Below are 14,457 nucleotides of genomic sequence, written 5' to 3'. Positions count from 1 at the left end.
TGGGCTGCGAAGCAGCCCCTGACTGGCAAACGCAGCCTGATAGATTGGCACGGCGCAAAATGGGAGCGCTTCGCGCTCCAGCGGGAGCAAGCTCCCTCGCCACAAGCGATTGTCAGACGGCTTCGAGCTTTGCATAGCCCATCATCAGCCACTTGCTGCCTTCGGCGAAGTTCACCTGTACCCGCGCCTGGGCGCCGGCACCTTCGAAGTTAAGGATCACACCCTCACCGAAGATAGCATGCTTGACCTGCTGGCCAAGGCTGAAGGGTGTTTCCGGAATCTCGGAACCGGCGAACATGCTGCTGGAGTTCTGCTGCTGGCCGCCGCCGAACGGTCGGCTGACGCTGTTGGACAAGCGCACTTCCTGGATCAGCCCCTTCGGCACTTCACGTACGAAGCGCGACACCTTGTTGTAGGTCTCGCTGCCGTACAGGCGTCGGGTCTCGGCGTAGGTCATCACAAGGTTCTGCATGGCGCGGGTGATGCCCACGTAGGCCAGGCGGCGTTCTTCCTCAAGGCGGCCGGGCTCTTCCAGGCTCATCTTGTGTGGGAACAGGCCTTCTTCCATGCCTACCAGGAACACATACGGAAATTCCAGGCCCTTGGCGCTGTGCAAGGTCATCAGCTGGATGCTGTCTTCATGCTCATCGGCCTGGGTATCACCGGCTTCCAGCGACGCATGGCCGAGGAAGGCGGCGAGCGGCGTCAGCTCTTCGTCTTCCTCGGTGTTTTCGAATGCGCGGGCCGCGCTGACCAGCTCCTCAAGGTTTTCTACCCGGGCCTGGCCTTTTTCGCCTTTTTCCGCTTCGTGATAGGCGATCAACCCGGACTGCTCGATCACGGTCTGGGTCATCAAGTGCAGCGGCATTTCCGCGCATTTGGCCGCCAGGTTCTCGATCAGCTCGACAAACACGCCCAATGCCCCGGCGGCGCGGCCGGTCAGGCCCTTGTTGGCGATCAGCAAGCGCATGGATTCCCACATCGACACATCGGCGTGGCGGGCGTGGTCGCGAATCGCTTCAACGGTTTTCTCACCGATGCCACGCGCCGGGATGTTGATCACCCGCTCCAGCGCCGCATCGTTGCCACGGCCTTCCAGCAAGCGCAGGTAGGCCATGGCGTTCTTGATTTCGGCCCGTTCAAAGAAACGCTGGCCACCATAGATGCGGTACGGAATGCGCTCGCGCAGCAAGGCTTCTTCCAGCACCCGCGATTGGGCGTTGGAACGATACAAAATCGCGATATCGCTGCGCGCCAGGCCGGTTTTCAGCGCGCTTTCGATGGTTTCCACCACGTAGCGCGCTTCGTCGTGTTCATTGAACGCGGCGTACAGGTTGATCGCTTCGCCTTCGCCGCCGTCGGTCCACAACTCTTTGCCCATGCGCCCGGTGTTGTTGGCGATCAAGGCGTTGGCGGCCTTGAGGATGCCGGCGGTGGAGCGGTAATTCTGTTCCAGGCGGATGGTGATCGCGTCCGGGAAGTCGTCGGAATACTGGTAGATGTTCTCGATTTTTGCGCCGCGCCAGCCGTAGATCGACTGGTCGTCGTCGCCCACCACCATCAGGCTGTCGCCACCCTTGGCCAGCAGGCGCAACCAGGCGTACTGCACGGCGTTGGTGTCCTGGAACTCGTCCACCAGAATGTGTCGGAAGCGTTTCTGGTAATGGGCCAGCAAGCCTGGGTTGTCGCGCCACAGGTCGAGGGCGCGCAGCAGCAGCTCGGAGAAGTCGATCACACCGGCGCGCACGCAGGCGGCCTCGTAGGCTTCATAAATGCTGCGCATGGTGGCCAGGAACAAATCGCCGCTGGCCTGGATATGTTGCGGGCGCAGGCCTTCGTCTTTCTGACCGTTGATAAACCATTGCGCCTGGCGCGCGGGCCAGCGTTGCTCGTCCAGGCCCAGCTCGCGGATCACTCGCTTGACCAGGCGTTGCTGGTCGTCGCTGTCGAGAATCTGGAAGGTCTGGCTCAACCCGGCTTCCTGCCAGTGCGCCCGCAACAGGCGGTGCGCCAAGCCGTGGAACGTGCCCACCCACATGCCGGCCGGGCTGATGCCCATCAACTGCTCGATGCGGTGGCGCATCTCGGCAGCGGCCTTGTTGGTGAAGGTCACCGACAGGATGGAATGCGGGGACGCGTTTTCGACCTGGATCAACCAGGCGATACGGTGCACCAGCACTCGGGTTTTACCGGAGCCAGCACCGGCCAGGACCAACTGACGGCCAACGGGGGCTGCAACAGCCTGGCGTTGGGCATCGTTGAGGGAGTTCAGCAAAAGGGAGAGATCATCGCGCATCGGCGCATTCTAGGGTGCTGCGGGGAGTCGGGCAAATCCCAATGCCGGGTGGTCGATGCAAAACTTTCCGGGCGATCCTGGCCGCGCAAACATTCTGCTGACGGTGATGACCGGTAAGTCATGGCCCACAGCCCGCGCAGGGTCTAGCTCAAGCGCTTTGGCCACGAAGGTTGTGTGTAAAAACCGTGTGGTTTTTATGACTTGGAGCAGTTTGGCCCAAGCGCTTGCTTGTGTATGCTCCGTCCACGTTTCGGGCTCACCATTATAAGAATACTGCCTATGACCCTCAGTCCCGACCTGTTTGGCCCCTCGGTGGCGCCCGCGCAGGTCATTCGTAAACATTACGCAACCGAGATAGCGGTCGAACGCACTCGCCTGTTGTATCAAGGCTCATTGCTGCCGACGTTACTGATGCTGGTCAACGGCCTGGTCTGCGCCTGGTTGCTGTGGAACCCCAAGCAATACCTGTTGGACAGCATCTGGCTGGTCTGGCTGCTCGCCCTGGTAGCCCTGCGCGTCATCCAGGTGGCGGCCTTTGATTCGGCGATGCCCAGTCGCCAGGCCCAGCCGATCTGGCGGCGCATGTTCATGCTCGGCTCGGCGGTCAGCGGGCTGACCCTGGCCACCGCCGCCATTGCCCTGGTGCCGGCCAATAGCTTTATGCAGCAGGCCTGGGTATTCGGCCTGATTGGCGCCGCGACGTTGTCAGCCAGCGTGGCCTATGCCGTGAGCTTGCCGGCGTTCCTGTCCTTTGCGGTGCCGTGCCTGGTGCCGCCCATCGTCTATCTGTTTTGGAACGGCGCCTCGCAGCAGCAAGGCTGGGGCGTGCTCGGCCTGATCTTGCTGGCGTCCCTGAGCCTGGTGGCGTGGCAGGTCAACCGCCTGATCCAGCGCGGTTTGTTGCGGCGCTTCCAGAACCAGGCGCTGATCGAGCATCTTCAGCAAGCGCAGCAACGCAGCGAGCAGTTGAATCAGGAACTGGTGCGCGAAGTCGGCCAACGTCGCCAGGCCGAACAGGAATTACGCGACGCGCAGATCGGCCTGCAAGACCGCGTGACGCAACGCAGCCAGGAGCTGGACGCCGCCAGCCTGGCCCTGAATAAAAGTGAAGCGCGCCTGGCCATGGCCCTGCAAGCCAGTGAGTTGGGCCTGTGGGACTGGAACCTGCAAACCGACGAGGTGCATCACACCCAGCTCAAAGAGTTGTTTGGCCTGGAGCCGGAGTACGTCACGGCGATGCTCAGCCACCTCAAGCCGCGCCTGCACCCCGAAGACCTGCCGCTGCTCAAGCGTGCGTTGGTGGAGCACCTCAAAGGGCGCAGCGACGATTACCAGGTGGAATACCGCGTGCGCCATGGCGACGGCCATTGGGTGTGGATCGAAGACCGTGGCCGCGCCGTGGAGCGCACGCCCGGGGGCCGCGTCACGCGCATGCTCGGCACGCGCCGCGACATCAGCGCCGACAAGGCACTGGAGGAACAGCAACGCCTGGCCTCGACGGTGTTCGAAGCGGCCAGCGAAGGCATCGTGATTCTTGACCCTGAGTACGTGCTGATCGCCGTCAACCAGGCCTTCAGTCGCGTCACCGGCTTTGAAATCGACGACATGATCGGCCGCAATGTCGTCGAACTGCCCAGCAGCCGTGACGCCCGCCGTCACTTCCCGGTGATCCGCCAGGCACTGCTCAGCCATGGCACCTGGCAGGGCGAGTTGGTGGAAACGCGCAAGAACGGCGAGCTGTACCCGCAGTGGCTGCAATTGAATGTGGTGCGCGATGCTCGGGGAAAAGTCAGCCATATTGTGGGCTTCTTCGCCGATTTGTCCGCGCGGCGTGAATCCGAGGAACGCATGCGCTACCTCACTCACTACGACGAGCTGACGGGCCTGGCCAACCGTTCGCTGTTTCGCGAACGCCTGCGTGAGGCCCATGCGCGGGTGCGTCAGAGCGGGCGCAGCCTGGCGCTGCTGCATATCAACCTGGACCGCTTCAAGCTGCTCAACGACAGCCTCGGCCATGAAGTCGCCGACCAACTGTTGCAGAAAATGGCCCGCCGTCTGATCAATGCCTTGCCTGAAGCTGACACCATCGCACGCCTGTCCGGTGATGAGTTTGCCGTGCTGTTCGATGCCTACGGCAGCCTGTCGAGCCTGGCACGGGTGGCCACGCGGCTGCTCGCCAAATTGCGGGTGCCGGTGACGGTGGAGGGGCATGAGCTGGTGGTCAGTGCCTCCATGGGCGTCAGCTTGCTGCCGGATAATGCGCGGGAAATTTCTGCGCTGGTCAGCCAATCCAACATGGCCATGCAGCACGCCAAGCATTTGGGCGGCAACAATTTCCAGTTCTACACCGACAGCCTGCAAGCCAGCACGCTGGAGCGTTTGCAGCTGGAAAACCACCTGCGCAAGGCCATCGACGAGCGCCAGCTCACGGTGTTCTACCAACCGAAACTGTGCCTGGCCACGGGCAAGCTGAACGCCGCCGAGGCGCTGGTGCGCTGGGAGCACCCGCAGTGGGGCATGGTGCCGCCGGGGGACTTTATCGGTCTGGCCGAAGAAACCGGGTTGATTGTGCCGCTGGGCGAATTCGTGCTGCGTCAGGCGTGCTGGCAGGCGTGCGAATGGCAGCGTCAGGGGCTGGCGCCGATTCGCGTGTCGGTGAACCTTTCCGTGCATCAGTTGCGCCAGGGCAAGTTGGTCAGCCTGGTGCGCCAGGTGCTGGAAGAAACCGGCCTGGACCCGCAATACCTGGAGCTGGAACTGACCGAAAGCCAGCTACTCGACAGCGTTGAGCACATCATCGCCACCTTCCAGCAATTGCGCGACTTGGGCGTGAAGCTGGCCATCGATGACTTCGGCACCGGGTATTCATCCCTCAGCTACCTCAAGCGCATCCCGGTGGATTACGTGAAGATCGACCAGACGTTTATCCGTGGGCTTGGCCAGGGCCGGGAAGATGCGGCCATCACTCGCGCGATCATCGCCATGGCCCACGGGCTGGCGCTCAAGGTGGTGGCCGAAGGTGTGGAAGACCAGCAGCAGTTGGATTTCCTGCGCGGCGAACGCTGCGATGAAGTACAGGGTTACTTGATCAGTCGGCCGATGGCCGCTGAAGGGCTGGCAGATTTATTACGAAAAAATGCAGACTTTCCTTAAAGACCGCCACGCCGCCCCTGTGGCTACAAGGCGGTTGCCCGCTGATTCAAAGGGCATCAGGGCGATTTAGTGATGCATCGGGCGGGCAAAACGGTAATTCTTGTAGTATAACTACAAGCTTGCTACATCCCTGGCGTCTGCCAATAACAAGAGTCCTGCCCTTTGAACCTGTTGCAACATATCGCCCAGTCGCGCCACCTGTTACGCAAATCGGAACTCAAGGTTGCCGATCATGTGCTGCTTGACCCTGCGGCCGTGATGCACAGTTCCATGGCCGACCTGGCCCACAGCGTGGGCATCAGTGAGCCGACCATCGTGCGCTTTTGCCGTGCCATCGGTTGTTCCGGGTTCCAGGATTTGAAACTCAAGCTGGCGCAAAGCCTGGCGGCCGGTGCGAGCTTCGGGCAGTTTGCGATTCATGAAGACGACTCCGTCGCCGACTACAGCCTGAAAATCTTCGACACCACCTTGCACACGCTGATGGAAGTGCGTGAGAAGCTCGATCCGGTTGAGCTGCAAAAGGCCGTGACCGCCATGTCCCAGGCCCAGCGCGTGGAGTTCTATGGTTTCGGTGCGTCCGGCGCGGTAGCGGCCGATGCCCAGCACAAATTCTTCCGCCTGCTGCTCACTGCCGCGGCCTACAGCGACCCGCACATGCAGGCAATGTCGGCGGTGACCTTGAAGCCGACCGACGTGGCCATCTGCATTTCCCAGTCCGGGCGCTCCAAAGACCTGCTGATCACCGCCAACCTGGTGCGTGAAAGCGGCGCTTCGTTGATCACCCTGTGCCCGAGCCAGACGCCGTTGGCAGAGCTGTCCACGGTCAACCTGGCGATCGACGTGCACGAAGACACTGAAATCTACACGCCGCTGACCTCGCGTATTGCGCATCTGGTGGTGATCGACGTGTTGGCGATGGGCGTGGCCATGGCGCGCGGGCCGAGCCTGGTCAACCACCTCAAGAGCGTGAAGCGCAGCTTGCGCAGCCTGCGGTTGTCGCCCAAGTCTGTCAAAGCCCTCGACGACTGATTCGAGGTCGTCCTCGGTCAAATGTGGGAGCTGGCTTGCCTGCGATGGCTGTGTATCAGTCGCCGGATATGTCAGCTGACCCACCGCTATCGCAGGCAAGCCAGCTCCCACCTTGGTTTTGCGCTTATTTCAGAAGATTCATCGTCCTGTAACCCTCGCGCCGCCAAACCGTCATCGCCCAAGGCCATCCTGTACTCCCCGTACTCGCATTGGGAGACTCGAAATGGCCCGGCACTACGAAGACAGCAGCACCGTTAAAACCCGTCGTCAGCAAGAAGACCAGCGCCGCATGGCGTTCCGTCGCGCAATCGAAGACCGCTGCGAGGAGCGCCAGTTGCTCCAGAGCATCAGTGACTACCCGGAACTCCACTGGCAGGCACCCGCGGCTGCCCAGCGAAACGCTCAGCCAGCGCGCTGATCTGTACGCGTTCGCTGCGGATAAAGCCCAGGAACGCGTGGGCCACCGGTGACAGGCGCTTGGCCTTGGCTTGCACCAGGCACCAACTGCGGTACAGCGGCAGTTCTTCTACCGGCAGCTCCTTGAGCCCGCCGGTGGCCAGCTCCAGGTTGACTGCGTGGCGCGTCAGCAACGCCACGCCCAACCCTGCATTCACGCACTCGCGCTGCGCCTCGGCCGAGGCCACTTCCACTGTTTGGGTGAAGTGCACGCGTTTTTCCTTGAAGTACTCCTCGCAGGCCAGTCGCGTGCCGGAACCTGGTTCGCGGATGAGCAGCGTGTAGGGTTCCAGGTCTTGAAGGCGCAGCGGTCCTTGCAGGCTTAACGGGTGATCGAGCGGCGCCACGGCGACAATCGGGTTGTTCAGGAACGGCAGGAATTCCAGGCCCATGTCCTGGGGCACCATGGACATGATCACCAGGTCGTCGCGGTTGTCCGACAGCCTGCGAATCACCTGGGCGCGGTTGACCACCGTGAGGTGCAACTGCACCTCCGGGTGCTGGCGTTTAAAGGCCGCGAACAGGTGCGGCACGAAGTACTTGGCGCTGGATTCCACCGCCAGTTTCAGTTGGCCTTGCAGCGAGCCCTGCATGTCCGACAGCTGCATATCGAGGTTTTCCAGGCGCCCGAAAATATCCCGGCTGGCGCGCTGCAAGGCTTCGGCGGCTTCAGTCATGTAGAGCTTTTTGCCGACGTAATCGAACAGCGGCTGGCCGATCAGCTCTTCAAGCTGGCGAATTTGCAGGCTGACGGCGGGTTGCGTGAGAGACATTTCCTCGGCCGCGCGGCTGTAGGAGCGCAAATCACACACTTCATTGAAGATCTGTAATTGACGCAATGTCATACGCATCAATGACTTACGCATTATTTAAATCCTCTCGCCCAAGGCCGTCCGGCCAACTATAAGTCTTTACTTATACACAACCCAATAATTATTGATTTTTGTTAATCCTCCGTTGCGCCTAGTGTGTGTCTCGCGACTGTCATGAAACATTTGGTCACGCGCCGACCCGGATCCAACGGGTCGTAGAACGCAGCAATCGGCTCAAGGGAATTTCCAAGTGATAAAAAAGATCCTGATCGCCAACCGTGGTGAAATTGCCGTACGAATCGTGCGTGCCTGCGCCGAGATGGGCATTCGCTCGGTCGCGGTTTACTCGGACGCCGACCGCCACGCGTTGCACGTTAAACGTGCCGACGAAGCCCACAGCATTGGTGCCGAGCCGCTGGCCGGTTACCTGAACCCGCGTAAGCTGGTGAACCTGGCCGTGGAAACCGGTTGTGACGCCTTGCACCCAGGCTACGGGTTCCTGTCGGAAAACGCCGAGCTGGCAGACATTTGCGCCGAACGCGGGATCAAGTTCATCGGCCCGTCGGCCGAAGTGATCCGCCGCATGGGCGACAAGACCGAAGCGCGCCGCAGCATGATCAAGGCCGGTGTGCCGGTCACGCCAGGTACCGAAGGCAACGTGGCTGATATCGCCGAAGCCCTCACCGAAGGCGACCGCATTGGTTACCCGGTGATGCTCAAGGCCACCTCCGGTGGTGGCGGTCGCGGCATCCGTCGCTGCAACAGTCGTGAAGAACTTGAACAAGCCTTCCCACGCGTGATCTCCGAAGCCACCAAGGCCTTCGGTTCGGCGGAAGTGTTCCTGGAAAAATGCATCGTCAATCCCAAGCATATCGAGGCGCAGATTCTCGGCGACAGCTTTGGCAACGTGGTGCACCTGTTCGAGCGCGATTGCTCGATCCAGCGTCGCAACCAGAAGCTCATTGAAATCGCCCCAAGCCCGCAACTGACGCCTGAACAGCGCGCTTATATCGGCGACCTGTCAGTACGCGCGGCCAAGGCCGTGGGTTACGAGAACGCCGGCACCGTGGAGTTCCTGCTCGCCGAGGGCGAGGTGTACTTCATGGAAATGAACACCCGCGTGCAGGTGGAACACACCATCACCGAAGAAATCACCGGCATCGATATTGTGCGTGAACAGATCCGCATCGCCTCGGGCCTGCCGCTGTCGGTGAAACAGGAAGACATTCAGCACCGTGGTTTCGCGTTGCAGTTCCGCATCAACGCCGAAGACCCCAAGAACAACTTCCTGCCAAGTTTCGGCAAGATCACCCGTTACTACGCGCCCGGCGGTCCCGGCGTGCGCACCGACACGGCGATCTACACCGGCTACACCATCCCGCCGTTCTACGACTCCATGTGCCTGAAACTGGTGGTGTGGGCGTTGACTTGGGAAGAAGCCATGGACCGCGGCCTGCGTGCCCTGGACGACATGCGCCTGCAAGGCGTGAAGACCACCGCCGCCTACTACCAGGAAATCCTGCGCAACCCGGAATTCCGCAGCGGCCAGTTCAACACCAGTTTCGTGGAAAGCCACCCTGAGCTGACCAACTACTCGATCAAGCGCAAACCCGAAGAGCTGGCCCTGGCCATCGCCGCCGCCATCGCCGCCCACGCAGGCCTGTGAGGAATACAACAATGTCCAAGAAAATATTCGTAACCGATACCATCCTGCGCGACGCACACCAATCGTTGCTGGCGACCCGCATGCGCACCGACGACATGCTGCCGATCTGCGACAAGCTCGATAAAGTCGGCTACTGGTCCCTGGAAGTCTGGGGTGGCGCGACCTTCGACGCCTGCGTGCGCTTTTTGAAAGAAGACCCGTGGGAGCGCCTGCGCAAACTGCGCGCCGCGTTGCCTAACACACGCCTGCAAATGCTGCTGCGTGGCCAGAACCTGCTGGGCTACCGCCACTACAGCGACGACGTGGTCAAAGCCTTCGTCGCCAAGGCTGCTGTGAATGGCATCGACGTGTTCCGCATCTTCGACGCCATGAACGACGTGCGTAACCTGCGCGTGGCCATCGAAGCGGTCAAAGCTGCCGGCAAACATGCCCAGGGCACCATCGCCTACACCACCAGCCCGGTGCACACCATTGACGCTTTTGTGGCCCAAGCCAAGCAAATGGAAGCCATGGGTTGTGACTCGGTAGCGATCAAGGACATGGCCGGGCTGCTGACTCCGTACGCCACCGGCGAGCTGGTCAAGGCATTGAAAGCCGAGCAAAGCCTGCCGATCTTTATCCACTCGCATGACACCGCCGGCCTGGCTGCGATGTGCCAACTGAAGGCGATCGAAAACGGTGCCGACCATATCGACACCGCCATTTCCAGCTTCGCTTGGGGCACCAGCCACCCGGGCACCGAGTCGATGGTCGCCGCCCTTAAAGGCAGCGAATTCGACACTGGCCTGAGCCTGGAACTGCTGCAGGAAATTGGCCTGTACTTCTACGCCGTGCGTAAGAAGTACCACCAGTTCGAAAGCGAATTCACTGCCGTCGACACCCGCGTGCAAGTCAACCAGGTGCCGGGCGGGATGATTTCCAACCTGGCCAACCAGTTGAAAGAGCAGGGCGCACTCAACCGCATGAGCGAAGTGCTGGCCGAAATCCCGCGTGTGCGTGAAGACCTAGGCTTCCCGCCGCTGGTCACGCCGACCTCGCAGATCGTCGGCACCCAGGCGTTCTTCAACGTGCTGGCCGGCGAGCGCTACAAAACCATCACCAACGAAGTGAAGCTCTACCTGCAAGGCGGCTACGGTAAGGCGCCGGGCACCGTGAACGAGAAGCTGCGTCGCCAGGCCATTGGCAGCGAAGAGGTGATCGACCACCGCCCAGCCGACCTGCTCAAGCCGGAGATGACCAAGTTGCGTGGCGAAATCGGCGCATTGGCCAAGTCCGAAGAAGACGTGCTGACCTACGCCATGTTCCCGGATATCGGCCGCAAGTTCCTCGAAGAGCGCGACGCCGGCACCCTGGCGCCTGAAGTGCTGTTGCCGATCCCTGAAGCCGGCGGCGTGGCGCGTGCCGGTGGTGAAGGCGTGCCGACCGAGTTCGTCATCGACGTGCACGGCGAAAGCTACCGCGTGGATATCACCGGTGTTGGCGTGAAAGCCGAGGGCAAACGGCACTTCTACCTGTCCATCGACGGCATGCCCGAAGAAGTGGTGTTCGAACCGCTCAATGAGTTTGTCAGCAGTGGCGGCAGCAAGCGCAAGCACGCGACCGAGCCGGGCCATGTCAGCACGGCGATGCCGGGCAACATCGTCGACGTATTGGTCAAGGAAGGCGACGTGGTCAAAGCGGGCCAGGCCGTGCTGATTACCGAAGCCATGAAGATGGAAACCGAAGTGCAGGCAGCGATTGCCGGCAAGGTAACTGCCGTTCACGTGGCCAAGGGCGACCGGGTCAACCCTGGCGAAATCCTGATTGAAATCGAAGGCTGACCCAGCCTTCGACACTACCGCTTAATCCTCGGGGGGGCAGGTGCTCCCCTTTTTTTTGCCTGAAATTTACCGATCGGCGCGGTTAAAAACTCATCTTCCACTCCCCCGTCAGGCCCTGGCTGCGGCTGTGGGTACCGGCATGGGCACTGTAGGTCAGGCCCACGCTGTGTTCGGTGGACAAGGCGAGGTCCAGGCCTGCTTGCATATCGAGGCTATTGCGGTCCAACGAGGTACCGGTGATGGTGAAACTGTCGATGATTCCCGGTGCGGCGCGAGTGGATTGGCGCACTTGGCTGTCGACTTCGCCGTAAAGATGCTTCCAACTGGTACTCACGTGGGGTGTGAGGCTCATCCGATTGTCGAACCGGTACACCGTGGCCAGCCGCAGGCCAAAGGTGCTGTTCAGGTTTTGCTGGGTTTGTGAGCCGACGTTCAGCGCGGTCACGCCGCCCTTTTCTTTAAAGCTGTCACGGTGGTAGCGCTGATAGCCCAGGCCTGCGAAGGGCTCTACCTGTACGTCGGCACTGCCCAATTGGTAGCCCAGCTCGGAAAACACTGTTTGGCTTTGAGCGTTGTAGTTGCCCTGGAGTTGCTCCTTGAAACCGAGCAAGTTGACGTCACGTTTGTTCTTGCCCGCGTGATCACTGTAGAACGCCCCCATGCGCAGGGCCAATGGGCCGTCCTGGCGCACGGCATAACCGCCAAGGTGCAAGCTGTCGAGTTCGCCTTTGAAACGTTGAGCTTGAAGCTCGCTGGTGGACTTGGCGCCCATAACACCGACTCGCCACGCGTCACCCACGGCCCAATCGGCGCCCAGCATCAGGCCTTTGGTGCCCTGTTTGAGCCCGTCGCTGCCGCCTTGTTTGTCGAGCTTGCCGCCGTTGCCCAGGCCTTGCACCCACAAATGGCCATCGCCATGACTGGGCAGCGTGCGCAGGGTTGCGAGCAATGAGTCGCTGATGTGCGCGGTGGCGTTTTGGGTCGCGCCAGCCAAGTTGGCATTTTGGCTGCCTGCCAGTTGCTCGAATGCGGCACCCAGGCCGCCTGGTTGTTGGGACAGTGCGTCAGCGGCTTTTTGCAGGCCTTTGATTTCTTCCGAGGTCAGGTCGCCGGCTTGCAGTGCACGTTGCAAAGCCGGTTTAAGCACTGCAGCCAGTTGCTGGCCGTTGTGAGTCGTCGCCTGGTCGAAGTAGCTGTCGATGGGCACGATTGGAGCCGGTGGCTGGTATTGCCAACGGTCATTGGAAAGATCCAGCTCGAATTGAAAAGGTGCAGCTGCGAAGGCAAACGGAGTACTGGCTACGCCAACAGCCAGGCTGATAGCGCGTGCAAGGTTTAGGACGGAGAAGGGCATGAAGTCATAGCCTCTGGTGAATGAGGCCGGGAATTTAGCGAGATGGCGGGGCGATAACTGTCAGGCTATCGACCCCTGATTTGCGGGAGTTGTCTCTACTGCGGTGCGATTAAAGCCGCATTTGCCTTAGGCTCGTCAGCGCGTGGTTGAGGCTGTTGCCCTAGGCATCACCCCCGCTGCACATAGCCTTTGCCGTAGTGACGCTCCAGGCGCGCCTGGATCAGTTCCAGCCCGAGGGACATCACCCAGTAAATGATCGCGGCGGTCGTGAGCATTTCGATGTATCGATAACTTGATCGCCCGTACGACTGCGCCAGGAACATCACTTCCCACACGCCCATTACCGAGATCAGGGACGAGTCTTTGAGCATGGAGATGAACTGGTTGGTGGCGGGCGGCACGATGGTGCGCATGGCCTGGGGCAGGGTGACGTGCCAGAAGATCGCGCTGTCACGCATGCCCAGGGCCAGGGCGGCTTCTCGTTGGCCGTGGGGAACACCGAGGATGCCGGCGCGGAAGATTTCGCTCAGGTAGGCGCCGTAATTCAGTGAGAGCGCGATGATCCCGGCGACGATGGCGCCTGGTACCAGGCCCAGTTGGGGCAGGCCCAGATAAATCAGCAGGATCTGGATCAACAACGGCGTGCCGCGAAAGAACGAGGCGTAAAAACTCGCAATGCCAAAGGCCACGGCGCTTTTCGACAGGCGCCCCAGCGCGGTGATAAAACCCAGCACCGACGACGCGACTATCGAGCAAAGGCACAGAAACAGCGTCAGCGCTGCGCCTTGCAAAAACCCGTTCGGCGCCAAGTGCACGCCGACCAGGTTGGGCAGTTTGTCGAGGATGATCGAGAACTTCAGGTCAAAGCTCAGGAAGAAGCTGGCGAACAGGCAAAACAGCGCCGCCCACGTCAGGTACAACCGCGTACGAAAGCCAAAGAGTCGCTGTAGCCGCGATGCGTTCACCGGCGGCTGGGGAGGTGTCGGGAAGGCGGTCATTTGCTGATATCGGCGCCGATCCATTTTTGCGACAGCTTGCTCAAGGTGCCGTCCTGTTTCAACTGCGCGAACACTTCACGCACCTTGGCATTCCACTGCGGGTCACCTTTCTCGATGGCCACCGAATTGGGCTCGGCATACAGCGACTCACCGGCGAGCTTGAAGCGCTTGTCCTGGTTCAGGCGCGGTTGGGCAGTGACCAGGTTGGTGAGGATCGCATCCAGGCGCACACCGGCGCCCAGGCCCAGGTCCTGGAAGGCGACGTTATCGGTGTCGTACGGGGCGATCTGCACATCCTCGAACGGGTACTGAAGTTGCGTATCTTCGGCGCCTTCGATCACCAGGTTCTTGTTCAGGTAGCTTTCATAGCTGGACGCGCTGGTGAGGCCGACTTTCTTGCCGCTGAGGTCTTTGGCGCCATGGATGCGCTCATCCTTGGCATTCACAACGATCACCGCAGGCGAGGCGTAGTACTCCACCGGGAAATCAAACACCTCGGCGCGGGCTTTGCTCGGGGTCATGGAGCAGATGCAAATATCGTAGCGGCCGCTCCAGCGACCTGCGGCAATCACATCCCAGGACGGCGTTTCCAGACGCAGCTTCACGCCTAACTTCTGCGCGACTGCCTTGGCCACGTCGACGTCAAACCCATCGAGTTGGTTCTGCTCGTTGAGAAACGAGAACGGCGGGTAGCTTTCCATCAGCACGCCCACCAGTTCTTTCTTTTGCTCAACCCGGTCCAGGGTTGCACCGCCAAAGGCTTGGTTAGAGGCAGCCAGCATCGTCAGGCCCAGGGCCAGCAGCGGTTTAAGTTTCACAATCGACACCTGAATAAAAAAGGGTTGTTATTAACCAGACGGTACGCATTAAATA

10 protein-coding genes are annotated in these 14,457 nt (G+C 60.8%); 5 read left to right on the top strand and 5 right to left on the bottom strand.

Going from position 1 to position 14,457, the window contains the following annotated elements:
• Positions 1-112: 112 nt before the first annotated feature.
• Positions 113-2,296, bottom strand: a complete 2,184-nt coding sequence (gene uvrD, locus GIW48_RS02590; RefSeq protein WP_017135773.1) for a DNA helicase II — start codon at positions 2,294-2,296, stop codon at positions 113-115.
• A 279-nt stretch (positions 2,297-2,575) separates the two neighbouring features.
• Here uvrD and GIW48_RS02585 point away from each other — a divergent pair, with 279 nt between their 5' ends.
• The 3 genes from GIW48_RS02585 to GIW48_RS02575 all read left to right on the top strand — a co-directional run bounded on the left by GIW48_RS02585 (position 2,576) and on the right by GIW48_RS02575 (position 6,896).
• Positions 2,576-5,449: a GGDEF domain-containing phosphodiesterase gene (locus GIW48_RS02585; protein WP_236460334.1), complete on the top strand. Its 2,874-nt coding sequence runs from the start codon at positions 2,576-2,578 to the stop codon at positions 5,447-5,449.
• 162 nt (positions 5,450-5,611) lie between these two features.
• Positions 5,612-6,478: a transcriptional regulator HexR gene (gene hexR, locus GIW48_RS02580; RefSeq protein ID WP_003177007.1), complete on the top strand. Its 867-nt coding sequence runs from the start codon at positions 5,612-5,614 to the stop codon at positions 6,476-6,478.
• A gap of 223 nt (positions 6,479-6,701) precedes the next feature.
• Entirely contained in the window at positions 6,702-6,896 is a 195-nt protein-coding gene (locus tag GIW48_RS02575; RefSeq protein ID WP_017135775.1) for a PA3496 family putative envelope integrity protein, read from the top strand.
• Here the strand turns inward: GIW48_RS02575 and GIW48_RS02570 are convergent.
• The gene (locus GIW48_RS02570; RefSeq protein ID WP_017135776.1) at positions 6,826-7,800 is read right to left on the bottom strand and encodes a LysR family transcriptional regulator; all 975 of its coding nucleotides are present in this window, start codon (positions 7,798-7,800) and stop codon (positions 6,826-6,828) included. The two genes, GIW48_RS02575 and GIW48_RS02570, sit on opposite strands and share 71 nt — an antisense overlap.
• A 196-nt stretch (positions 7,801-7,996) precedes the next feature.
• On the opposite strand from GIW48_RS02570, the gene GIW48_RS02565 reads away from it, so the two are divergent.
• Entirely contained in the window at positions 7,997-9,412 is a 1,416-nt protein-coding gene (locus GIW48_RS02565) for an acetyl-CoA carboxylase biotin carboxylase subunit (protein ID WP_003213442.1), read from the top strand.
• Between the two features lie 11 nt (positions 9,413-9,423).
• On the top strand, positions 9,424-11,232 hold the full coding sequence (gene oadA / locus GIW48_RS02560; protein ID WP_017135777.1) for a sodium-extruding oxaloacetate decarboxylase subunit alpha: 1,809 nt from the start codon (positions 9,424-9,426) through the stop codon (positions 11,230-11,232).
• A gap of 82 nt (positions 11,233-11,314) precedes the next feature.
• Here the strand turns inward: oadA and GIW48_RS02555 are convergent, their stop codons facing one another.
• The 3 genes from GIW48_RS02555 to GIW48_RS02545 form a co-directional block, all read right to left on the bottom strand.
• Positions 11,315-12,586 carry an autotransporter outer membrane beta-barrel domain-containing protein gene (locus tag GIW48_RS02555; RefSeq protein WP_017135778.1) on the bottom strand — a complete coding sequence of 424 codons (1,272 nt, stop codon included), beginning with the start codon at positions 12,584-12,586 and terminating at the stop codon, positions 11,315-11,317.
• A gap of 167 nt (positions 12,587-12,753) precedes the next feature.
• Positions 12,754-13,584 carry an amino acid ABC transporter permease gene (locus GIW48_RS02550; protein ID WP_170036656.1) on the bottom strand — a complete coding sequence of 277 codons (831 nt, stop codon included), beginning with the start codon at positions 13,582-13,584 and terminating at the stop codon, positions 12,754-12,756.
• The gene (locus GIW48_RS02545; protein ID WP_236460333.1) at positions 13,581-14,402 is read right to left on the bottom strand and encodes an ABC transporter substrate-binding protein; all 822 of its coding nucleotides are present in this window, start codon (positions 14,400-14,402) and stop codon (positions 13,581-13,583) included. The genes GIW48_RS02550 and GIW48_RS02545 overlap by 4 nt, the downstream gene beginning before the upstream one ends.
• Between the last annotated feature and the right edge of the window lie 55 nt (positions 14,403-14,457).

The organism is Pseudomonas sp. PA-6-3C, from assembly GCF_021605825.1.
Lineage (GTDB): Bacteria > Pseudomonadota > Gammaproteobacteria > Pseudomonadales > Pseudomonadaceae > Aquipseudomonas > Aquipseudomonas edaphica.
The sequence above is the reverse complement of the archived record's forward strand: the minus strand, read 5'-3'. Positions and strand labels throughout refer to the sequence as shown.